We start from the raw sequence: 21,739 nt of genomic DNA on the forward strand, positions 1-21,739 counted from the left end.
GGTTATCCACAATTCCACACTACAAAAACCTTCACCTGTGCACTTCTACACAGCACCTGTTCACAACCCTGTGAGTAAGTTGAATTTTGTTCTGGTATAACTTTCTCCTTCTGCAGAGAAGCTTAAAAAAAATCCATAAAAAATTATTACAAAACATATGGATAGCTTACTTTGTGCAGTGTTTCAGCAGTATAACAACTGTGAATAACTCAAGATGATGCCTTTTTGAGCAGTCATTTTTACTTAAAAATGATAAGGTTATTTAAAGCTCATACAGGACTTTCCATGCGCAGTTCCCCCCAGGATTTGAATGACTTACTCAGACGCTGCCACGCCATAGCCGGACTGACATTAGGCCAGTTGGCCGCTCAGCTCGAGTCGCCTTTACCACCTGACCTGCGTCGGGATAAAGGCACTGTGGGCCAGCTATTGGAACTGGCGCTCGGGGCCAGCAGTGGCAGCAAAGCTGAACCGGATTTCCCACACTTAGGGGTGGAACTGAAAACCCTGCCGGTGACTCAGAACGGTAAACCGCTGGAAAGCACTTATGTCTGCGTGGCACCGCTGACCCAGGTGACAGGGCTGAAGTTCGAGGATTCCTGGTTATGCCAAAAACTCAGCAGGGTGCTTTTTGTGCCTGTGCTGGCCGAACGCAGTATTCCTCTGGCAGAGCGCCAGATTGGATCGGCGTTTTTATGGCAACCCAGTGCTGAACAATGGCGTTTACTTCGCCAGGACTGGGAAGAGCTGATGGAGCTGATTAGTCTGGGCGGCCTGGCAGATATTCGTGGCGCCCATGGCAAAGTCCTGCAGCTGAGGCCAAAGGCCGCTAACAGCAAGGCACTGACCGAAGCGGTTGGAGCCCAGGGGGAGCCCATTCTGGCCCTGCCCCGGGGTTTTTATCTGAAAGCCAGCTTTACCGCCGCCATAGTGCGGCAACAATTTGGTCAGCCCTGATATTTGCCGACCAATTGCTGGTACTGACCACTTTGTTTGAGCTGCATCAATTGCTGATTAAAAGCCCCAACCTGCTCAGCGCTGACTTTTTGTTTGCTAAACATCACATAAATGGGGCTCTCCGGCAGTTTGACCTGATGCGCACTGACCTCATCGCTCAGGCCCTTGCGGCGCAGCAACGCCCTGCCGACAAAATTGTCTTCCAGCATGCCATCCACCTGTCCGTCCAACAATAACGCCAGATTCTGTTCACTCATGGCCGACTCGACAAACTGCCCACGCATTTGTTCATCCGCATAAAGCGCACTGACCTGATCGCCATAATAATAATCGCTGACGACCCCGACTTTATGTTTGGCCGCCACCATCTGCGCCACAGACTCAAAGCCAAACTTGTCCGCATCGGTTTTACGGACAAACAACTGGAATTGCTCGTTACGGTAAGGTTCGGAAAACAACGCAAATTCTTCGCGGGCCGGTGTTTTCGAAGCCCCCAGCAGCACATCCAGCTCTCCCTGCCTGAACTGAGCCAGCAGTTGTTGCCAGTTACCGTGACTGAATATCAGCTCGCAGGACATCCCTTTGGCAACCGCGTTCACAATATCGATATCCAGGCCATTAGCCTGTTCATCGTAACCCCGGAATTGATACGGCTCCCAGGATTCATAACCCACCTTCAGCTGACAACTGACCTCCGGCGCTGCAGGTGCTGCAGCCACAGCTGGTGTTGGCGGGGGCGCTTCGGTCTGGACTTGGGCCGGCTTGCAACCGGCAAACACAACACAAAAAACTACACTACTAATCAGCCTGTAATTGTTCATAAATGGCCTCTTTCCGGTTTGTCTATCCATCAGAAAGTTTAGTTGAGCCTTTTGAAATCACTGACTTTTTTATCCGCTTAACCAGCAGCCCCCAAGCGCACAGCACTCTGGCCACCCGGCAGGGAATACCGCAAAATCCGGCCAAGCACAGTGCCATACTGGTGCCAAAAACTGCCACTGTTGTACGGAATGCCATAACGAATGGCGATCTGCTGCACCTGAATGGCCAGTGCCGGGTAATGCATGGCAGGCAGATCGGGAAACAGATGATGCTCGATCTGGCAACTGAGATGGCCGGTCAGAATATGAAACCAGCGCGGTCCGGTAAAATTAGACGACCCCAGCATCTGCCGGTAATACCAGTGCCCCTGCGTTTCATCCTGACACTGTTCTGGCTTAAATGCGTGAACGTCGGCGGTAAAATGACCACAGAAAATCACAGTAGCAGTCCACCAGTTACGCACTAAATTGGCCAGCAGATTCCCCAGCAATACCCAGGCCCACATAGGTCCGGACAACAAGGGGAAAACCACATAATCTTTCAACAGCTGCCGGGTTCCCTTAGCAAAAAAAGCTTTTTTCAGTGCACTGTGGCTGATCTGGCTGCGACGCTCCGCTTTTTTCTTACCAAAAAACACCCGCTCGCCTGCCAGCTCATGATAGGACACCCCCCACTGAAACAAGGTCGACAACAGAAAGTAGGTGACCAGCTGCCACAGATTACGCAGCCGCCAGCGAAAATCATTACTGAGCCGTAACAGGCCGTAACCAAAATCCCGGTCTTTACCTATGATGTTGGTGTAGGTGTGATGTTCAAAGTTATGGGTGCGCCGCCAGGATGCGGCGTCGCAGGCTATATCCCACTCAAAACGCTGCGAGTGCAATACGGGATCATCCATCCAGTCATACTGCCCATGCAGCACATTGTGGCCAATTTCCATATTGTCGAGAATTTTCGCCAGCGCCAGCAGCAACACCCCAACGCCCCAGCACCAGAGCGTAAAAAACCCCAACACCATCAGCAACCGGCCACTGACAGCGCAAAGACGCTGCAGCAACAGCATCCGGCGGATGTAACGGGCCTCACGCTCACCGACCTGCTCCATCACGGACGCTTTCAAAGCATTCAGTTCAAACGCCAACTGTTCCAGCTTAGTTTCAGACATAGACATCAGGCATCTCCCAGACGGATTGACAGGGCGCTTTGTGGCACAGACACACACAACTGAATTTGTTCAGCCCCTGCAGTGGAAAGCTGTCCTGTACGCAAGTTCAACACCACCCCGGACTCCTTCTGACAGACACATTGGTAACAGACCCCGATACGACAACCAAAACGCGGCTGCAGACCGCTCTGTTCGGCCTGACGCAATAAAGGCTCTGTGGCCCCCCCCAGGGTTTGGCATTCACCCTCAGCCGTGTGCCACCGTACAGGCCAGTTGCCGGTCTTTTCACTTTCCGCTGGCGCTGGCAGACGAAAAAACTCGCGCTGGCACTGCCCGGCTTCAAGACCAAGCGCGGCGCCAAACTGCAGGGCCTTCTCCGTAAAGCCAAAAGGCCCACAACTGAGCAATTGGGTAAACTGTTTCTGCCCGGGCAACAGGCTGGCAAAGGAGCAACGCCCCTGCGTGGCTGTTTCCACCAGCTGCACACTGAAGAAAGGCTGACTGGCCGCAAGCTGCTCCAATTCCGCCAACAAGGCGGCTTCACTGCGCTCCCGCACGTAATACAACAAGGTCGCAGGCGCGGTCCAACAGCGCTGACTCAGCAACATAGACGCCAGAGGCGTAATACCGGAACCTGCGGCCAGCATCAGGCTGGCTTGGGTGGGCTCAGCCCAGACAAACGCCCCCTCCGCTTTGGAAATACTCAGGCTCAGCCCGGATTGCGCACCGAGCAGTGCAGGCAAAGCCCGGGTCATAACGCCATAAGGGTTCAACTTCATGGTCAGTCGAATTTGTCCTTTTTGTTGCCAGTCCTGCAACGACGAGCTGATGCTGAAACGGCGCGTCAGCCAGCGCCCATTCAGTTCAGTGCCAAGTTCCACCGACTGGCCTGGGACAAAACCTGGCCAACTGGCCGGAGGCTGCAGCCAAAGGCTGTAGCTACCGCGACTCTCCTGCACCACAGACAGCAGTCGGGCGCGATAAAAACCCGGTCTGTAACCAGGCCACAACCATTGCAGCAACGGCAGCAACGCCAGTGACAAACGCGGCTGATTCCCAAGCAACATAGCGCACTGGCGCAACACAAAAGAACGACGCACGGAATTTTCTCTTTAGGGCAATTTGAGCGTACATTTGTACACTCAAATAAGAAAAAACTCCATATAAAGATCTGACCAGTTAAGATTTAAAACCATAACATTTTGAATTATATTTATTTTTTAATTAGCTTATTTGAGAAAATAAAAACACACTGCGAACATCTGTTCGCAGTGTGTTTCAGATCAATCTGGAATGGATAAAACTCTGGCGGCACGTCCGGGCAAAGCGGACAGCCCCTCAGCGGCTTACAGCGCCTTTTCCATAAATACGCTTAAAGGGTCAGGTTGGTAGGCAGCAAAAGGCGGTCTGTAGCTGTAACCGAGCTTTTCGTACAAACTCAGCGCTTCCGGCTGATAAATGCCAGTCTCCAGACGGGCCAAAGGGACTGCTCGCTGTTTCAGCTGCTGCTCCAGCTCCAGCATCAGTGTTTTGGATAAACCCCGACCACGAAACTGTGGCAACACAAACACCCGCTTTATTTCACCATAGTGGCCATCGTTGTGCTGAATTTTGACGGCCCCACAACCCGCCAGTTGCTCATCCAGATACACAGCTAAAAACACCACATTGTCTTTGGTCAGTGCTTCTGCACTTTCAATGTGATTACTTTCAGCCGGATACAGTGCCGCCAGATAAGCTTCCGACATCCGGAAAATTTGCTGTATTTCAGCAGACAAGGGGTTGGCGGGACAAATAACAACGGACATAACAGTGCTCTTCTGGTCCTGGTGATGCGTGAGGCTGGTAAAGCCAGCCTCATCCCCTGCTCAGGCTAATGCAGCCAGAGCCTGCTCGTAAGAAGGTTCATCTGCGGTTTCAGCCACCTGCTCTGTGTAAAGTACCTTTCCATCGGCACCCACCACCACCACTGCACGAGACAATAAACCCGCCAGAGGACCATTCGCAAAACTGACGCCGTAGTCCTTGCCAAAACTGCTGCGGAAACTGGAGCCATTTTTCACCTGCTCCAGACCTTCCGCCCCACAAAAACGGGCCTGAGCAAAAGGCAAATCTGCCGATACACAAAGCACTGTGGTATTACTCAGGCTCGATAACGCTGCATTGAACTTACGCACAGAGGTGGCGCAGGTTGGCGTATCCACACTGGGAAAAATGTTCAGTACCAGACGCTGACCGGCAAAATCAGTCAGTTTGATGTCGGCAAGCCCGGCACCGGTTAACACAAAATCCGGGGCCTTGCTGCCCACTGCTGGTAATTCACCAACAGTCTGAAACGGGTTGCCTTTTAAAGTTACAGTTGCCATGGAGTCCTCCAAAGTTGCGATGGCATAAGAATTCGTGGCTCAGGAGCCAGTGTAAGCGCCAAAACCTTTTTTTGGCTTTTGCGGTTTTTGCTGATGGGTGATCGCCAGACTCACCTGATGGGTCTGGTCTTCAGCCAGAGTCAAAGACACGGGCTGCCAGTCGGCATTTTGCCAGGGGTGCCACAGCCGCAACTGATACTCCCCGGCAGGGACCTGCAGCCGCACTTTGCCATCAGCACCGGACACCGCCAGGTAAGGGCTGGTACCAACATAAATATAGGCTTGCATATAGTCATGAATATTACAGCCGAGCGCGACAATCCCAGCTTTATCAAACAGTATTGGTGCTTCGGGTTTTCCCACGTATAGCTTCAGCTCAAATTCTTTGGCTGGGGAAAAGGAGTACACATGGTGACGGGTTTTATCCATATTGGGAAAATCAACCTGCGCCCCCTGCATCACCGCAGAAACAAAAGGCACAAAGGTCAAATCCTGCTGCCGCACTTCGGCTGAGGTTGCAGGCTGAACAGCCGGTGTGCTGGCAACCAGCTCCACCACGGCGTCTTCCAGCGGCTGGCCAGTCTGATCCTGCACCTGAACAGTCACAGCCGCCTGACAAAGGCCGCTCAGACCCATCACCAATACCAGCAGCATATTTTGCATCACGCTGTATCCCTGTTGTGCTGGAGCTAAGTGCCAGCTTGCCAAAGCCCTTCAGATGTAAGCAGTGTAAAAGGCCTTGCTGCGGAAATCTATGACTAAATTTTGCCTGCCTGCACCCCAAATTCGGGTTATGCTGCAATAAAAACCAAACAAGGACAACTGCATGCGTGTTCTGCCTCTGACGAGCCTGCTTTTTTTATTGCCAGCCACAGCTATGGCCGCAGAGTTGACGATGGCCGGTCGCGCTGAAGTTTACCTGAGCACCAGCCCAGATCATGAACCCTATGCCCTGCCCTGGTGGCAACACGGCACTGGCCAGTTGGCTCAGCAGGACCAGTTCAGTGCGGGCCCCGCCTATCTGGTGTCACACCTGGAGACCGATAGCGCCTGGTCAGCCCAACTGCATGCCCAATGGCACAGGGCTCCTCAAGCCGGTTCTGGTATTACCGAAGGCTGGCTGCAATACAGTCCCTTGCCCAGCTCAGGTTATCGATTTCGCAGCCGCATCGGTTATTTTTACCCGGCTTTGTCGCTGGAAAACACCGATGTCGCCTGGACATCCCCCTACAGCAGTTACTTTTCCGCGGCAAACAGCTGGATAGCCGAAGAGATCAAAGCCAGGGGCATAGAATTCAGCCTGAGCCGCCCGGGTCGTTTCTTTCGCACAGAGCACAGTCATCAGGCCGTTCTGGGGATGTTTCAGGGCAATGACGCGGCTGGCAGCCTGCTGGCCTGGCGGGGTTTTGCCATTCATCCTTATCAGACCGCGCTTGGCGAACGGGTTAATTTTGCGTATTACCCCAGTATAGGGCCACGGGGTGCTCTGCCACTTCAACCGGCCTGGGTCGAACCAACCCGGGAACTGGACCACCGCACAGGTTTTTACCTCGGCTGGCATTGGTTATACCGCCAGACTGAACTGCGTTTGTACCACTACGATAATAACGCCGATCCGCTGGTGTTCACCAATCAGTATGGCTGGCGCACCAGGTTCAGTAATCTGGCACTGCAGCACCAATGGAACGAGCCTCTGCGCGTCGTGGCCCAATGGCTGCGCGGCGAGACGGAAATGGGTGCCGGAATGGTCAAAGCTGATTACCAGACCTGGTTTGTCCTGCTGAATTTTCAGGCAGAGCAATGGCACGGTACCCTGCGTTATGATGACTTTTGGGTCAAAGACCGTGACCAGACGCCGGGAGACGACAATAACGGCGACGGTCACAGCTGGACGGTCAGGTTGACTCACCCGCTGACCGCTCAGCTCAGTACCGCTATCGAATACAATCAGGTCCACAGCAGACAGCCGAACAGAGCCCAATGGGTCGGCTGGCCTGTGGAGTTCAGCCAGAACAGCCTGAAGCTGGTACTGAGTTATCAGTTTGAACTCTGACGGGAGGTTAATTCCCCATGACCATCCAGAGCGCCAGACCAGCCATCAGCACAGCGCAGATCCGGTTCAGCCACTGCGCTTTGGCCGGATTCTGGAAAAACCGCGCCATTACCCGGCCACCGGCTGCATACAACAGCAAGCAGCTGAACTCCAGCGTCAGCAAGATAAACAGTAATACCAACAGTTGTGGCCAGAATGCCAGTGCAGGGTCGATAAAAGGGGGTAACAAGGCCATATGAAAGGCCCAGCCTTTTGGATTGGAAACAGCGGTCACAAACCCCTGGCTGAACAGTTGTGTGCGGGGCAGCAACCTGCGGCCTTCCCCAGCCTGAGGTAAACGGAAACTGCCTTTGGCCCACCACATTTGCGCAGCCACATACAGCAGATACAGGGCCCCCAGGCATTTCAGATAAAAAAACCACTGCGGGAACTGCAGCATCAGCCCAGCCACGCCACAAACGGCAGCAGTCGCCACCAAACCTACGCCCAGCAGCTCACCCGCCATCATCCATAAAGCCCGGCGTACTCCCTGGTTCATGCCCACCGTCATGGCCATCGTCATACATAAACCAGGTGACACAGACACCAGAAAAAAAGTCGGAATAAATGCACCCATCAATGCCAGATTGACCATAAAGTCCTCACTGAACACAGCAACCTCTGCTGCCAAGCTGACCTGGCTCCGGTCAGAACGCGCTATTGTGGCGCTGCAGGCCCAGTTCGGCAAGCTTAAGGCCGTTGACTGTCATCCAATGTCTGCAGAAACACTGCAAAACGGGGAGTCCCTTTATGGGTGTGCCCCTGGTACTTAAAACGTACCCAGCGGCCAACCGCAGGAGGCTGCCTGCGCTCAGCCAGACTGAATCCACTGCCCAGCTTAACGCGCCGCCCATCTGGCAGCTCCACCAACAGCGCCCCCAGCACGCCACTGAACTGGCCTTTGCCAGGCAAATGCGCCACTACCCGGGCTTCCGCATCGGCATAACTTTTGACTTTCAGCAGATGACTGACCCGCCCGGGCTGATAAGGCGCATCCTGCCGGTGTAACATCAGACCTTCGCCGCCCTCCGATTCAACCTGGGCTAACAGGTGCTGCAGCTCCTGCTCATTGCGGACCCTCTGCTGCTGAACCAGCTGAACAAACCCGGTTTGTTGCAGCCTCTGTTGCAAAAACAGCTGACGTTCGGCAAAAGTTCCCTGCTGCTGAGGGGCATCAAACACCATCAGTTTCAGTGAAGAAAATGCCGGATCAGACACAGGCTGATGCAGCAGCTGTTGCAGCGCTGCGAAACGCTTCACCCCCAGCCAGAGCTCAGCGTCTACAGGGAAGGCTGGTAGTTGCGCTTGCAGTTCAGCTGGCAGCGCCAACCAGTTGCCCGAGCGGCTGCGTAACTTATGGCCATCCCAATACACCCGGATACCATCGTATTTCTGACTGACCAGGTACGCACTCAGATCCGTCTGGCCCTGATACAGAGTCGCCAGTTGCAGCATGGGAAGGGCTTCGGCATAAATTGCGGCAGGCACAACCAGGGGTCCTGCATAGATCAACACTGTTTTTAACATGATGGCACTCCTTTGCCTCGTTGGTGAGCGTTAAGTGTAGCCGTCAATGGCTGTTGTGCTGCCAAGGCCCGACCACGCCCAAGGCTGGTGCAGTATCAAGGTACCCCCTGGTGCTGACATCAGGCTGACTTAAAAATTTACGATAAAAATCAATAAACTGCCCTCAAACAGTCACCTGCGGAACAAAAACTGCTTCAGGCTGTTATGGCTAACCGCAGGAGGTCTGTATGAGTCTGACCCATTTACGCCAGCACCCGTTACGGGATGCGCTGGAGCAGGAACTGCAGCAGCGTTTTTTTCCGCCACTGCAAAGCCCGGCCCAACTCTGCCAGTTTGTGCTGACATTGTCGCCCAGCTCCAGAGCCCAGGAGCTGGAGATGATGCAACAGCTGGCACAGCGTCTGGCGCAGCAAGTGCTGGAACATGAACAGGATGCCAATCTGCAGTGGGGCGACCTGATGTTACGCTGGGAGCGTCACAATGAATTTTCCACCCTGACCTTTATCCGGCCGGGCCTGACGGCTGCTTTGTTTGCTGACCCTATGGCACTGGTGCCTGAACCTGACTGGCTGGCACAACTGCCGGGTCAGGTGTTCCGGGTGGTGCTGATGACCGTTGTCAGCCCAGCCGACTTGGCAGGGCGTGACCCAGCCAGTCTGTTTGCCAGCCAGCACCTGATCAGCAGTGAGCTGGCGGCTGGCAAAGCCAGGCTCTGGACAGACTTTCGCAAACACAGTGAAGGGGCTGGTCGCATTTTATTACTCGACCGGGGCCTGAGCCCGGGCGCTTTAGCCGCCACAGTGCAGCAGGTGTTTGATTTGGGCAATTACCGCAAACTGGCGTTGCTGGGGTGGCCTTACTGTAAACAGGCACTGTACCAGTTAGCACAACAGGAACATCAACTGGCCGACATCACCCGTCGCATCGAACAGAAAACCGACGATGAAACCCGGTTGCTGGATGAGCTGATGCAACTGGCCGCGCAGTCCGGTCATCAACAGGCTGACAACGCCAGCCGCTTGCAGGCAAGCCACGCCTATTACCAGCTAACCCTGGACCGGCTGAAAAGCCTGGATGAAAGTCCGGTGGAAGGCCTGATGTCATTACAGCATTTTACCGAGCGGCGCCTGACACCGGCCTGGCGCACTGCCCGTTCCGTGCTGACCCGCCAGCAGCAATTATCGGATCGGCTGGGCCGCAGTACCGAATTATTACGCACCCAAATTACCATTCGGCTGACCCGGCAGAACCAGAATCTGCTCAGTTCAATGGAACAGCGGGTCGGGCTGCAACTGAAGCTGCAGGCGGCAGTGGAGCGTCTGTCTGTGGTGGCGATCAGCTACTATGCGCTGCAATTATTGGATAAAGCCCAGCAGAGCCTGCTGCATTGGTGGCCTGCCTGGCCTGCCGACTGGGTTGAAGCCATCAGCATTCCATTGGTCATCGCGTTGGTGTTGTGGTATTTCTGGCGGCTGAAAAAACAAATCGGTGCTCATTGAGCAAAAATCATTCTATAGTGAGACAGTGACTGGCACTGGAGACGCTATGTACTGGTTGTTATTACTGTTTTGCCCACTGCTCTGGGCCTCAGACTGGTTTCCGGCACCTGTGGTTGCCGACGGCCAGCCACAGAGTTATCAGCCCCTGGCCATGGCAACTCACCCCTGGCGGCTCTGTGCTCTGTTACCTCATGGCAAGGATCATTACTGGTGGGGGGTCTCCTGGGGGCTGCAACAGGAAGCTGAGCGGCAAGGCGTATTGTTAGGGATCTACGAAGCCGGTGGTTATGAACACCTGGACCGACAGCGCCAGCAACTGCAAAACTGCCTTGCACAACAGGCTGATGCGCTGATTATTGGCGCCATTTCCAGCCATGGTCTGAATGATTTATTGCTGCAGGCCAAACAACAGGGCCTGGTGCTGATTGATCTGATCAATGGCATCAGCAGCGACAGGATAGATGCCCACTCATCGGTGTCTTTTGCCGACATGGTGGACCATAGCCTGAACTACTTACTTAGCCAGCAGGTACAGCCGCAACACCAACTGGCCTGGTTACCTGGGCCTGCACAGGCGGCCTGGGTGCAGGATGCAGAACAAGGTCTGAAACGCAGGGAAAACAGCCTGCCCTGGACCCTGATCCATGCTGGCTATGGTGCCCCCGACAAATTTTCTCAGGCAACGCTGGTGCGTCAGCTGTTCCGCCAGCATAAACCGGACTATGTGCTGGCCAATGCAGTAGCGGCGGCGGTTGCTGCAGAATACCTGCAAAACCACCCGGAACAGCACACCGGTATCGTGTCGTTTTACACCAACCCTGACGTCGTCCAGCTGTTAGAGAACAACCAACTGCTGGCTGCGGCCACCGACTCTCCTGTGCTGCAAGCCCGTATCGCCGTTGATTTGGCGATCCGGGCACTGGAGCAACGTCCTTACCCCAAACAGGTCAGCCCACAAATCCGCCTGCTGACGGCCAGTTCCATCAAAGAGCTGGATTTGCAGCAGATTATTGCGCCCAGACAGCAATGGATGATCCGGCAACAGTTACCCGCGCTAACGGAACAGGTTCAGAGCTTGCAGCCAAAACACAAATCACCGGCATCGCCCAAACCCGGTACTATGTAAGCCTTGTCGTTCAGACACTGGTCCAGCGCGCCAAGCCATAACCAGCTGTGTGGCGGAAACTGCTGTTGCAGCAAGGCCACGCCTTCAGGTGCGGCAATGGCACAGGCGACATGCACAGAACGTGGCACCCCATAGGACTGCAGGTTCTGCCAGACCTTCAGCAGGCTTTGACCTGTCGCCAGCATAGGATCAATCAGGATCAGATCCCGGCCAGCCAGGCTTGGCAGCGCCTGGTAATTCAGCGCTATGTGCAGTGCTTCACCGTCACTTTCCACCCGGTAGGCGCCGATAAAACCACTGTCAGCCCCGTCAAACGCATCCGCAAAGCCCTGATAAAACGCCAGCCCGGCCCGCAACACTGTGACCAGCACGGGCGGCTGCTGCAGAAGCGGAATAGTTGTGTCCCCCAGCACTGTCTGTACCTGCTGTTCCGTAGTGGGCAATTGCTTACCAATCTCCGCCGCCAATAAAAAACCAAGCCGGGTCAGATTGAACTTAAAACGTAACCTGTCTTGTTGGATCTGTGGGTCCCGCAACTGAAACAGGATTTGATGCACCAGACCAGGCGATTGATTTAACTGAAAAATATTCATGGACAATCCTTTGGTTGCTTCACTACAGACTAGAACTTTTTCACACTTTCCGGCAAGCCGTCTTGAAAGCGTCGCTGGCTGCAGCCATTTCAGTAAAAACCACGGAGCCTGTAATGACTGCACTTGTTGTTCTTGCCAGTTTAACCCTTGCGGTGCTGGCCGCTATTTTTGTTCCGCCTTATTGGCGCCGCTACCAGCGTTACCGGCTGATGCAGCAACCTTTTCCTCATGCCTGGCGGCAAATTCTGAAACAGCGTATGCCCTATTTCCGCGCCTTACCGGCCGATTTACAGCTGCAGCTGAAAAAACTGATCCAGGTCTTTGTCGCCGAAAAGAACTTTGTTGGTTGCGATGGTTTGCAGGTGACAGACGAAATGCGGGTCACGATAGCGGCGCAGGCCTGTTTGTTGCTGCTGAACAAACCAGCACATTTTTACCCTAAGCTGCGGCAAATCCTGATTTACCCCAGTGCTTTTGTGGTGCCAAGCCAGCAACAGGATGCCGCCGGCGTGGTGCGTGAAGAGCCGCAGGTGCGGCTTGGTGAATCCTGGCAAAGTGGTCAGTTGGTGCTGTCCTGGCTCGACACCCTGCAATCCGCCGCTGTCACCAATGATGGTCATAATCTGGTGATCCATGAATTTGCCCATCAGCTGGACCAGCTAAAAGGCGCAGCCACAGGGGTGCCACTGCTTGCCACTGTAGGCGCTTACCAACGCTGGACCGATGTATTTTCGGCTGAACTGCAGCAGTTGCAACAGCAACTGGCCCGCGGTGAAACGACCTTTATCGACCCGTACGCGGCCACCAATCCGGCCGAATTTTTTGCCGTGCTCTCGGAAGTATTTTTCGAACAACCGAAGGAATTGTCGGTGCGGCATCCACAGCTTTACCAACTGCTGAGACAGTATTATGCGCTCGATCCATTGAGCTGGTAGGGTCCATCGGCCATAATAGCGCCTCTTTTTTTGCCGAGGATCGCCCAGATGCAAGTCAGCCAGAACAGCGTAGTGCAATTTCACTACACCCTTCATGATGAAAACGGTCAGTTAGAAAGCTCAAAAACACAAGACCCTGTGCTGTACCTGCACGGCCACCAGAACCTGATCCAGGGTCTGGAAAATGCACTGGCCGACAAAAAAGCCGGCGACAGTTTCAGCGTGACCCTGGCTCCGGCCGACGCTTACGGCGAGCGCCGTGACGATGCGATCCAGACTGTGCAGGTGAAACACCTGATGGGCGCTAAAAAATGGAAACCAGGTATGGTCGCTGTGGTCAATACCAGCGAAGGCCAGCGCCAGGTCACTGTGGTGAAAGTGGGCATGTTTAAAGCCGAAGTGGACACCAATCACCCGTTGGCCGGTAAAACCCTGACTTTCCACATTGACGTGCTTGATGTGCGGGAAGCCAGTGCCGAAGAGATTGAACATGGCCATGCCCATGGCGTCGGTGGCCACCACCATCACTAATCTCGTCTGCTGTTGTTGTTTAAAGCCCGCTATGCGGGCTTTTTAATGCGTGCAACCCCATTGCCCGTCCCGATATGATCTATTAACTTAGTCATTCACTTCATCTGGTTCACACTCAAGGGAAAGCCATGGCCAGACTCTGTTGTCTGCTGATGTGTTGCAGCCTGTCGTTTTCTGCAGCAGCCAAAGACCAGCTGAACTGGGCCATTAATGCGGCGCCGCCTTTCCATATTACGGAAGGGCCTTTGAAACAACGGGGGCTCTGTGACGCGTTGGTCCGCAGTGTCAGACGCCAGCTACCCGATATCGCCCAACCACAGCAAATCATCCCGCAACCCCGTATTCACCAATTGCTGAACGAAGACCAACAGCTGTGTTTCCCTTGCATGATCCATCAGGACAAAGCAACCAAGACGGCTGTATTTACCAACCCCACCCATTATTATCCGCCGCAGGGTATTTTAACCCGAAAAGCTCTGGCCGATTTTTTGCGCCAGCAATTTGGCTCACCGGTCTCGCTGGCCGCCGTACTGAAAAGCAACAGCTTCAAACTGGGCCTTGCTGCCGGGCGGCGCTATGGCAGTCTGCAGCCTTTGATAGACCAGTATGCGCAAGACCCATGGATACGCTCGGGTGATGGCAGCATGGTGGCGCTGCTGCAGATGATTCAGTCTGGCAAACTGGATTACAGCCTGGATTACCCCATGGTGCTGCGTTACCTGCAGCAAACGGCGCCGCAGATGGCCCAAGGTCTGGTTTACCTGCCGATTGCAGAATTACGACAGCCTGTTGCCGGAGCTATAGGCTGCGCCAACAGCGAGTGGGGACAACAAAAAGTCCGGCTGATCAATCAGGTACTGCAGAAAGTCAAACAGGACCCCGACTTTACAGAGGCACAAAAACTCTGGCTGGCCCCGTCTGTGCCAACCGCCGCCATTGAGCACTGATAAGTCTGGAAAATTCAGCTGCACAAGGCTGGTAATCACGTTAGAATCGAAATCACGGACAGTTGCACAGCGCCATGGAACCCAATTTGTCGTCCCCACCAGAAATGAATCAGATACAGTTTGATAATTACCGTGAAGACAGAGCAGCGGAAGCTGCAGCCACTGCGTTGCCTGTACGCAAACGCAGGAGCCTGATCCCATGGCTGTTTTTATTACTGCTGCTGTCCATTGCTGCGCTGGTGGCTTACGAATTACATACAGCCCATTACCAGTCGACTGAAATCAGTAAATACGCCAGAAACCTGACCTATCAACTGCGTGAAGGTCCAACCGATCAGGTGGTTTACCCTGTGGCTGGCCCTTTTGATCAGCGCCTCGGCTATTCCAAACTGCCAAAATTTTTACCCAGACTGACACAAAATAACTTTCAGATTGAACGTCAGGCCCAGTTTTCACCACAGATGCACTTCTATAGCCAGTTGGGTTTTTTCCCCCCCTACCGCGAAAAAGCTCAGGCAGGCTTGTTGATTGGCGACTGCCGCAATGAAGAACTGTTTTCGTTTGCTCACCCTCAGCGGGTGTATCAGCACCCTGCCGAAGTACCGGCACTGGTGCGCGACAGCCTGCTGTTTATTGAAAACCGAAAACTGCTGACGTCGCCGCCCCGTGCCAACCCGGCCGTAGACTGGCCACGTTTTATGATGGCGGCTGTTTCGCAGGTCGGCAAAGTGTTGAACCTGGAAGGTCAGTCCGCCGGTGGCAGTACCTTAGCCACACAGATTGAAAAATACCGGCATTCACCTCAGGGGCTGACCCGTAACTTTACTGATAAATTCCTGCAAATGGTGTCGGGTTCAGTGCGGGCTTACCGCTATGGCGCCGATACGTCGCTCAGCCGGCATGAAATTGTGCTGGACTATCTGAACTCTGTCCCTCTGTCTTCGGCGCCGGGTTTTGGCGAAGTGCACGGTGTAGGGGATGCACTCTGGGCCTGGTTTGGCACCGACTTTGGCCGCTTTAATCAAGTGATGCGGGCTCCACTGACCGAACAGAATCTGAAACTCAAAGGACTGGCGCTGCGTCAGGTGCTGGCGCTGATGATAGCCCAGCGTCGCCCCTCCTATTATTTGCTGCAGGGCCACGACGATCTGGAGCAACTGACCGACAGCCACCTGCGGGTGCTGGCCAATGCCCAGGTGGTCGACAAAGCCATTGCCGATGCAGCGCTGGCGCAGCGTCTGGTGTTTAAAGGCGGCAAAGCCCCGCTGCTGAAGTTAAGTGCGCAGGAGCTCAAAGGCATCAATGTCGCCCGCGGCCGGCTTGGCAATCTGTTGAACCAACAGCTTTATGATCTGGACCGGCTGGATCTGACGGCCAAGGTCGCCCTGCACAATGAGCTGCAACAGAAAGTCAGCCAGTACCTGAATAACCTGGCCTCCCCAGCTTTTGCTGAAAAAGTCGGTCTGTTGGGCGAACGCCTCTTATCAGCTGACAGTACAGGGCAGGTCACTTACAGCTTTACCTTGTTTGAGCGCACCCCCAGTGGGAACAGGGTGCGGGTGCAAACCGACAATACAGACCAGCCCTTTGATTTAAATGAGCAAAGTAAGCTGGAACTCGGGTCAACCGCCAAACTGCGGGTACTGACTACTTATCTGGAAATTATTGCTGAGCTGCATGACGCCTTTGCCGAAGAACTACCGGAAAATCTGCTGAATCTGGAAATTGCGCCCAATGACCAGTTAACCCGTTGGGCAGCTCAGTACATGGCACACACCACAGACCGCGATTTAAGCAGAATGCTGGATGCCGCGTTACAGCGTACCTATTCCGCTTCGCCGCATGAGCGCTTTTTTACCGGTGGCGGTTCGCAAGTGTTTGGTAACTTCCAGAAAAAGGACGACGCCAAAGTCGCGACTGTGTTGCAGTCATTGCAGGAATCACTGAACCTGCCCTTTGTCCGGCTGATGCGCGACATTGTGGCGTACAGCAGCAGTTACCAGACGGCCGGCAGCAGCTCGCAGCTGCTGAAAAACGACAACGATCCGCGCCGGGAAGAGTACCTGCGTAAGTTTGTCGATAAAGAAGGCACCACCTTCCTGTCACGCTTCTGGCGCAAATACCAGAAAAAAACTGAAGCCGAGCGCCTGGATATGTTTTTTGAAGGCTTAAAACAAACGCCGGATCGGCTGGCTGCAGTGCACCGTTATTTATTGCCCGAGTCTGACTTTGCTGTGTTCAGTGCCTTTTTGCAGCAGCGTCTGCCAGAGGAAAACCTGACCGTCAAAGACATTGATGAGCTGTACAACAAATACGGCCCGGGTAAATTCAGCCTGCCGGATCAGGGTTATATAGCCCGGGTCCACCCGCTGGAACTCTGGCTGTTAAGCTACTTGCAGAAGAACCCGGAAGCCAGCTTCCAGGATGCAGTCGACAATTCCAAAGAACAACGCCAGCAGGTGTACCGCTGGTTATTTAAAACCTCGAATAAATCGGCCCGCGACACTCGTGTGCGTATTATGCTGGAGGTTGAGGCCTTCCTCGATATCCACCAGCGCTGGAAAAAACTGGGTTACCCCTTTGATTTCCTGGTGCCGTCCCTTGGCACTGCGCTGGGCAGTTCGGGCGACCGGCCAGCGGCTTTGGCTGAGCTGATTGGTATTATCCAGAATGGCGGCCTGCGCCTGCCAACTGTGCGTGTCGACGCACTGCATTTTGCCGCCGGAACTCCCTATGAAGCTCAATTACGCTATCAGCCTGCAGCGCCTGAACGGGTGATGAAAGCCGAAGTAGCACAGGCACTGAAACACGCCTTGTCAATGGTGGTGGCCGACGGTTCAGCCCGTCGTCTGCAGGGGGCATTTCTGAATAGCGACCAAAGTGCTATGGCCATAGGTGGAAAAACCGGCACAGGCGATAACAAAGTGGCCACCCAGGTGATCCGGGGCCGTACTGTGGCGGCCACCAAAGTCAGCCGCACCGCCACCTTTGTGTTTTATCTGGGAGACAACTACTTCGGTACCCTGACCGCTTTTGTGCCGGGCAAAAGCGCGGAAAACTTCAGTTTTACGTCGGCCCTGCCGTTGCAGGTGCTCAAGGGCATGGCGCCTTTGTTGACGCCTTACCTGCAACAGCCGGAGTTATGTCAGTAGTACGACATGCAGCCAGCCTCAGGCTGGCTGGTCTGTTCAGGAGGCAGGATGCCAGACACCACCGCTGAAATGCTGTTCGATATAACCTAACAGTTCCGCTTGTGGCACAGGCCGTGCTATCAGGTAGCCCTGTGCCATATCGCAGCCATGCCGGCGTAAAAACTCCAGCTGCTGACTGGTCTCCACCCCTTCAGCGACGACCTGCAGTTCCAGCTGATGCATCATCGCAATAATAGAGGTAATGATCTGGCCATCCGCTTTGTTTTCCAGCATGCCGGACAAAAAGCTTTTATCAATTTTAATGCTGTCCATGGGCATTTGCTTCAGGTAGTTCAGCGATGAATAGCCGGTCCCAAAGTCATCAATGGCCAGGTACACACCCAAGGTCTTAATTTGCTGCATGCGTTTAAGCATGCTGTCGATGTCCTGGACTAAGGTACGTTCCGTCAGCTCCAGCTCAATAAAACGCCCGTCCACTTCATACTGCTGCAACAACGCGGTCAGACGGCTGAACAGCTCCGGATCGCTGAACTGCTCCGCCGAGAGGTTGATCGCTATCCGTAAGTCACGCCAGCCGGCGTATTGCAGGCTCAGACTCAGCTGCAGGCAGCGTTCAATAATCCAGTAGCCCAGCGGAATGATTTGGCGGTTCTGTTCCAGAATAGGAATAAACTGGTCCGGCGGTACATGGCCCCGCTCCGGATGCTTCCAGCGGATCAAGGCTTCAAAGCCGACCAGCCGGCCAATGCCCACTTCCATTTGTGGCTGAAAACTCAGACTGAATTGCTGCTGGGCCAACGCCAGAGTTAAATCCTGTTCCAGCCCGACGCGCTGCCGCACCCGCTGGTACATATCCAGGTTATAGGCCTGAGCACCGTTACCACCATTCTGTTTGGCCGCATACATCGCAATATCAGCCTGACGGATCAAATCATCGGCGGCTGACTCCGCGTCATCGCACAAGGCAATCCCAATACTGGCGGTCATCACAAAATCACGGCCATCCAGATTAAAAGGTGGCGCCAGCAATTGCAGCAAGGTACTGGCGAGCTGAAAGGGTAAATCTGCCTCTTTGCACTGGCTTTGCACCAACACAAACTCATCCCCTCCAAAGCGACACAACAGCACGTGTTCAGCCTGCACAGATTTCAGCCGTTCAGCCACCTGCTTCAGCAAATCATCGCCCAGCGCATGACCCAGACTGTCGTTGATGCGTTTGAAATCGTCTAAATCAACAAAAAGCAGACTGATAAAACCTTGAGGCTTAGCCTGTTGAAGTAACAACCCCAACTGGGATTGCAGCATATTCCGGTTAGGCAGGCCAGTCAGTAAGTCATACATCGCGACTTTTTCCAGTTCCTGGGTGTGCAGTTCCAGCCGTTGGTTCAGTTGCTCCAGCTCCACCGACAATTCCACCGCTGCTTCGCGTAAATAATCCACCTCGTCAGTCAACAGGCCGTCACGGCTTTGGCTGTTCAGACGGAATTTCTGGTACTGCTTTTGTGACAGCAGTGGCAATGCCCGGGTCAGACTGCTCAGTCGCAGGCTGATCCGCCGCATCATCAGATAAACCAGCAGCAGCATAGCGACCAGCAAGGCCACACTGGACCACCAGAGCTGGCTGCGGTACTGCTGGTCTGTTTGCACAAAGTCGGTGATATCTTCAATCACAGCCAGATAGATCCCTCTGGGCTGCAGCATAAAAGCAGACAGCAGGTAATAACGGCCCCCCTGCTCCATCTGCACACCTTTATGCAGCAGCATAGTGTTCAGTTCATCCGGTAATTTTTGCAGCAACTGTCTGGCCAGCAGAGGATTGGAACCGGACAGCAACTGATGGCTGACGTCCCCCTGGCCAGCGTCCAGGCGGACCAGCGCCAGATCCGCGGCCAGGCTCTGATGCAGCGCCGACAACATATCCACCAGGGTGGTGGTCACACTGATCACCGCAATATCTGCATTGGCATTGAGCACTGGCACACTGAGCTGGCGTACGCAATAGTCCTTGCACAAGTACGCACTGGCGGGGCTCTGCTGGCGCAGCACCTGCTGTACCAGTGCCGGGTCAAACAAACCTGGGGTCGGCTGGCTGGCAAATAACATGCGCTGACTGGCGTCATGCAGCCAGAGCTGATCAATATTCAGATGCAACTGCATAGTGGCACTTTGTGCCGCCAGTTGCCGGCTGAAGCTGCTGAAATCCTTTTGCTGATTCAGTTGAATTAAATCAACAAAACTTTCCAGCCATAAGCGGATCTGTTGTTCTGCTATCTGGTTCTGCTGCATAAACTGCTGCTCAGCGTAATTACGTCGTAATTGCTGCTGCCGTTCAAACGCAGCATCCATCCTGAACAGGCTCAAGCCGGTTTGCAATAAAGTCATCACCAGCAGCACTGTGCTGGTTAAAAACAGAAATTTCAGCGGTAAAGACAACGACGCCGATTTCATTACTCAAAACCAGTACATCAGTTGCAGCGCCCAGAGTTCCCAGTGTTTTTCCGTGTTGTGCTGAACATCAGGCAACACCGGATAGGCCAGCCGTGCGGTACCCTCAACCCAATGGTGCTCCAGCATCAACCTCAGGTTATCCGCTACATCCAGGCTCAGTCCCAGGCTTAAATCATTCTGATACCCAAAATACGCAGGCACCAAACCGCCCGTGCTGGCCGGGAACTGGCTGCCACTGCGGTTATCTTTGTCCAGATCGAAATTGTCATAGGTCAGGCTGAGCCAACTGTTGTCCAGCCATTGATAACGCCCCTGCAGATACCAGCCCTGACTGAAGCTGCCTCTGCGAAAGCCGGGGGCAAAAAAGTCATAAATGCTCATCCGCTCCTGCAGCCATTCGCCGGACAGTTCCCAAAACTCAGCGGCATACCGAAAGTTCGCCATCACCCGCTGCACCGTAATACCCCCGTCGAAGTAATAATCCTGCTCAGCGCTGTCATAACTGAAATCAGAATCGAGCAACGAAATGCCCCACTGCCAGCCACTGTTGGCTGGTCGCCAGTACAGGCTCATCTGGTGGACATAATCCTGTTCAGCATCGCCCTGTGCCAGAGTACTGATCAGCAACTGGCTTTGTTCTTTGCTGAGGTTGGTGGCGCCATAACTCCAGTTCAGTTCCCATTCGCCTATATCCGTCATCCGGATGGCTTTGAGCGCCAGGCCGTCACTGCCCATTGCAATATCACGGAACGAATCAAAATAGACCGACTGAGGCAACACAATGGCATTGCGGGTAAAGGGCACGTCGCGGGTGGCCGAATAAAGCCAGTGCTGATTTTTAAAACGGCCAAAATACAGATCCAGCCGCCAGTCAAAACTGCTGTGTACAGTCCAGTCCAGAAACAGATAATCCAGTTTACTGCCCTGAACAAAACGACGGCCACCATCCACATAAACCACCTGCCCCGCCAGACGCAGCTCTTCGGTCAGTGTCCAGGCCGCATTCAGGCCCACTTCAGTCAGTTCTGCGGAAACCTTGTCGTCCAGATTGACAAAATTGGTGTCTTTGGCCTGCATCAGTCCCTGCGAGACAAAACCATGCCAGCTGGGCTCAGTGGCCTGCACCTTGCCACTCCATGGCAACGCCAGATTAATGGCGAACAGGCAGCACAGTAACGGATGAATCTTCATCGGCATCCTCAACATATCCTATGGCACCTGTGGTGCTGCTGACCATTTCCAGCATTTGTGCGGTGGAGTTCACCACAACGGGCGCAGAACCCAGACCTGAATAGGTAATTTTTTGCCAGATCCTGTCCAGCTGGTAAGGGAACATCTGGAGTTTTTGCTTGCTGAACTCTTGGTGCAGCTGTGTTTTGGCAGGCAACACAAAGACCCGGATCGGTTTGCCGTCGGGCCAGTTCTGCTGGCGCATGGAATAGATACTGCGCAGCTGTATGACATTCAGCTCAGTCATTGCGACGCCGGGATGCACAATCACATCCAGCGCCAAACTGCAGCCTGAATAAAGCAACAACAAACAAGTGACCAGTCGGCGGCTCACGTCGCAGCGTTCCCT

At 54.1% G+C, this 21,739-nt stretch carries 20 protein-coding genes; 8 read left to right on the top strand and 12 right to left on the bottom strand.

Features of this window, described 5'->3' with window-relative positions:
* Positions 1-285: 285 nt before the first annotated feature.
* Entirely contained in the window at positions 286-957 is a 672-nt protein-coding gene (gene mutH / locus WKJ04_RS12245) for a DNA mismatch repair endonuclease MutH (RefSeq protein ID WP_337880666.1), read from the top strand.
* On the opposite strand, the gene WKJ04_RS12250 is transcribed toward mutH, so the two are convergent.
* The 6 genes from WKJ04_RS12250 to WKJ04_RS12275 all read right to left on the bottom strand — a co-directional run bounded on the left by WKJ04_RS12250 (position 948) and on the right by WKJ04_RS12275 (position 5,973).
* Positions 948-1,778 (bottom strand): transporter substrate-binding domain-containing protein, encoded by an 831-nt coding sequence (locus tag WKJ04_RS12250; protein WP_337880667.1) that lies wholly within the window; start codon positions 1,776-1,778, stop codon positions 948-950. The genes mutH and WKJ04_RS12250 overlap by 10 nt on opposite strands.
* A 77-nt stretch (positions 1,779-1,855) precedes the next feature.
* A complete protein-coding gene (locus WKJ04_RS12255) occupies positions 1,856-2,950 on the bottom strand; it encodes an acyl-CoA desaturase (RefSeq protein ID WP_337880668.1) in 1,095 nt (364 codons plus the stop codon).
* Positions 2,950-4,044, bottom strand: a complete 1,095-nt coding sequence (locus tag WKJ04_RS12260; RefSeq protein ID WP_337880669.1) for an iron-sulfur cluster-binding domain-containing protein — start codon at positions 4,042-4,044, stop codon at positions 2,950-2,952. The genes WKJ04_RS12255 and WKJ04_RS12260 overlap by 1 nt, the downstream gene beginning before the upstream one ends.
* A 246-nt stretch (positions 4,045-4,290) precedes the next feature.
* Positions 4,291-4,752, bottom strand: a complete 462-nt coding sequence (locus WKJ04_RS12265; RefSeq protein ID WP_337880670.1) for a GNAT family N-acetyltransferase — start codon at positions 4,750-4,752, stop codon at positions 4,291-4,293.
* Positions 4,753-4,812: 60 nt separating this feature from the next.
* On the bottom strand, positions 4,813-5,310 hold the full coding sequence (gene tpx, locus WKJ04_RS12270) for a thiol peroxidase (RefSeq protein WP_337880671.1): 498 nt from the start codon (positions 5,308-5,310) through the stop codon (positions 4,813-4,815).
* 39 nt (positions 5,311-5,349) lie between these two features.
* A complete protein-coding gene (locus WKJ04_RS12275) occupies positions 5,350-5,973 on the bottom strand; it encodes a methylamine utilization protein (protein WP_337880672.1) in 624 nt (207 codons plus the stop codon).
* A gap of 163 nt (positions 5,974-6,136) precedes the next feature.
* Here WKJ04_RS12275 and WKJ04_RS12280 point away from each other — a divergent pair, with 163 nt between their 5' ends.
* Positions 6,137-7,363, top strand: coding sequence for a hypothetical protein (locus WKJ04_RS12280; RefSeq protein ID WP_337880673.1), 1,227 nt, complete (start codon positions 6,137-6,139; stop codon positions 7,361-7,363).
* 7 nt (positions 7,364-7,370) lie between these two features.
* Here WKJ04_RS12280 and WKJ04_RS12285 read toward each other — a convergent pair whose 3' ends face one another.
* Together WKJ04_RS12285 and WKJ04_RS12290 are read right to left on the bottom strand one after the other, a co-directional pair.
* Positions 7,371-8,033: a LysE family translocator gene (locus WKJ04_RS12285; protein WP_337880674.1), complete on the bottom strand. Its 663-nt coding sequence runs from the start codon at positions 8,031-8,033 to the stop codon at positions 7,371-7,373.
* A 59-nt stretch (positions 8,034-8,092) separates the two neighbouring features.
* The gene (locus WKJ04_RS12290; RefSeq protein WP_337880675.1) at positions 8,093-8,929 is read right to left on the bottom strand and encodes a DNA ligase; all 837 of its coding nucleotides are present in this window, start codon (positions 8,927-8,929) and stop codon (positions 8,093-8,095) included.
* A 227-nt stretch (positions 8,930-9,156) separates the two neighbouring features.
* Here WKJ04_RS12290 and WKJ04_RS12295 point away from each other — a divergent pair, with 227 nt between their 5' ends.
* Positions 9,157-10,428, top strand: coding sequence for a DUF3422 domain-containing protein (locus tag WKJ04_RS12295; RefSeq protein WP_337880676.1), 1,272 nt, complete (start codon positions 9,157-9,159; stop codon positions 10,426-10,428).
* 46 nt (positions 10,429-10,474) lie between these two features.
* Positions 10,475-11,554 (top strand): TMAO reductase system periplasmic protein TorT, encoded by a 1,080-nt coding sequence (gene torT, locus WKJ04_RS12300; protein ID WP_337880677.1) that lies wholly within the window; start codon positions 10,475-10,477, stop codon positions 11,552-11,554.
* On the opposite strand, the gene upp is transcribed toward torT, so the two are convergent.
* Complete coding sequence (gene upp, locus WKJ04_RS12305) at positions 11,497-12,147, bottom strand: uracil phosphoribosyltransferase (protein ID WP_337880678.1); 651 nt, start codon at positions 12,145-12,147, stop codon at positions 11,497-11,499. The genes torT and upp overlap by 58 nt on opposite strands.
* Before the next feature lie 113 nt (positions 12,148-12,260).
* Here upp and WKJ04_RS12310 point away from each other — a divergent pair, with 113 nt between their 5' ends.
* The 4 genes from WKJ04_RS12310 to WKJ04_RS12325 all read left to right on the top strand — a co-directional run bounded on the left by WKJ04_RS12310 (position 12,261) and on the right by WKJ04_RS12325 (position 17,712).
* The gene (locus WKJ04_RS12310; protein ID WP_337880679.1) at positions 12,261-13,082 is read left to right on the top strand and encodes a M90 family metallopeptidase; all 822 of its coding nucleotides are present in this window, start codon (positions 12,261-12,263) and stop codon (positions 13,080-13,082) included.
* A 48-nt stretch (positions 13,083-13,130) separates the two neighbouring features.
* Positions 13,131-13,613: a peptidylprolyl isomerase gene (locus tag WKJ04_RS12315; RefSeq protein ID WP_337880680.1), complete on the top strand. Its 483-nt coding sequence runs from the start codon at positions 13,131-13,133 to the stop codon at positions 13,611-13,613.
* Positions 13,614-13,741: 128 nt separating this feature from the next.
* Complete coding sequence (locus WKJ04_RS12320; protein ID WP_337880681.1) at positions 13,742-14,560, top strand: TIGR02285 family protein; 819 nt, start codon at positions 13,742-13,744, stop codon at positions 14,558-14,560.
* An 86-nt stretch (positions 14,561-14,646) separates the two neighbouring features.
* Positions 14,647-17,712 (top strand): transglycosylase domain-containing protein, encoded by a 3,066-nt coding sequence (locus WKJ04_RS12325; protein ID WP_337880682.1) that lies wholly within the window; start codon positions 14,647-14,649, stop codon positions 17,710-17,712.
* Positions 17,713-17,748: 36 nt separating this feature from the next.
* Here WKJ04_RS12325 and WKJ04_RS12330 read toward each other — a convergent pair whose 3' ends face one another.
* The 3 genes from WKJ04_RS12330 to WKJ04_RS12340 are packed head-to-tail and all read right to left on the bottom strand — an operon-like array spanning position 17,749 to position 21,724.
* Positions 17,749-20,160 (bottom strand): EAL domain-containing protein, encoded by a 2,412-nt coding sequence (locus WKJ04_RS12330; RefSeq protein WP_337880683.1) that lies wholly within the window; start codon positions 20,158-20,160, stop codon positions 17,749-17,751.
* A gap of 3 nt (positions 20,161-20,163) precedes the next feature.
* Positions 20,164-21,351, bottom strand: a complete 1,188-nt coding sequence (locus tag WKJ04_RS12335) for a hypothetical protein (RefSeq protein ID WP_337880684.1) — start codon at positions 21,349-21,351, stop codon at positions 20,164-20,166.
* Complete coding sequence (locus WKJ04_RS12340) at positions 21,311-21,724, bottom strand: hypothetical protein (RefSeq protein WP_337841171.1); 414 nt, start codon at positions 21,722-21,724, stop codon at positions 21,311-21,313. Before WKJ04_RS12340 ends, WKJ04_RS12335 begins: the two co-directional genes overlap by 41 nt.
* Between the last annotated feature and the right edge of the window lie 15 nt (positions 21,725-21,739).

The organism is Rheinheimera sp. (assembly GCF_037442345.1).
Classification (GTDB): Bacteria; Pseudomonadota; Gammaproteobacteria; order Enterobacterales; family Alteromonadaceae; genus Pararheinheimera.

Coding starts and splice junctions, on each gene's coding strand:
- WKJ04_RS12275 (WP_337880672.1), bottom strand. CDS start 5,973: ATGCAAAATATGCTGCTGGTATTGGTGATGGGTCTGAGCGGCCTTTGT.
- WKJ04_RS12310 (WP_337880679.1), top strand. CDS start 12,261: ATGACTGCACTTGTTGTTCTTGCCAGTTTAACCCTTGCGGTGCTGGCC.
- upp (WP_337880678.1), bottom strand. CDS start 12,147: ATGAATATTTTTCAGTTAAATCAATCGCCTGGTCTGGTGCATCAAATC.
- WKJ04_RS12295 (WP_337880676.1), top strand. CDS start 9,157: ATGAGTCTGACCCATTTACGCCAGCACCCGTTACGGGATGCGCTGGAG.
- WKJ04_RS12255 (WP_337880668.1), bottom strand. CDS start 2,950: ATGTCTATGTCTGAAACTAAGCTGGAACAGTTGGCGTTTGAACTGAAT.
- WKJ04_RS12315 (WP_337880680.1), top strand. CDS start 13,131: ATGCAAGTCAGCCAGAACAGCGTAGTGCAATTTCACTACACCCTTCAT.
- WKJ04_RS12320 (WP_337880681.1), top strand. CDS start 13,742: ATGGCCAGACTCTGTTGTCTGCTGATGTGTTGCAGCCTGTCGTTTTCT.
- WKJ04_RS12280 (WP_337880673.1), top strand. CDS start 6,137: ATGCGTGTTCTGCCTCTGACGAGCCTGCTTTTTTTATTGCCAGCCACA.
- WKJ04_RS12330 (WP_337880683.1), bottom strand. CDS start 20,160: ATGAAATCGGCGTCGTTGTCTTTACCGCTGAAATTTCTGTTTTTAACC.
- tpx (WP_337880671.1), bottom strand. CDS start 5,310: ATGGCAACTGTAACTTTAAAAGGCAACCCGTTTCAGACTGTTGGTGAA.
- WKJ04_RS12250 (WP_337880667.1), bottom strand. CDS start 1,778: ATGAACAATTACAGGCTGATTAGTAGTGTAGTTTTTTGTGTTGTGTTT.
- torT (WP_337880677.1), top strand. CDS start 10,475: ATGTACTGGTTGTTATTACTGTTTTGCCCACTGCTCTGGGCCTCAGAC.
- WKJ04_RS12265 (WP_337880670.1), bottom strand. CDS start 4,752: ATGTCCGTTGTTATTTGTCCCGCCAACCCCTTGTCTGCTGAAATACAG.
- mutH (WP_337880666.1), top strand. CDS start 286: ATGCGCAGTTCCCCCCAGGATTTGAATGACTTACTCAGACGCTGCCAC.
- WKJ04_RS12290 (WP_337880675.1), bottom strand. CDS start 8,929: ATGTTAAAAACAGTGTTGATCTATGCAGGACCCCTGGTTGTGCCTGCC.
- WKJ04_RS12335 (WP_337880684.1), bottom strand. CDS start 21,351: ATGAAGATTCATCCGTTACTGTGCTGCCTGTTCGCCATTAATCTGGCG.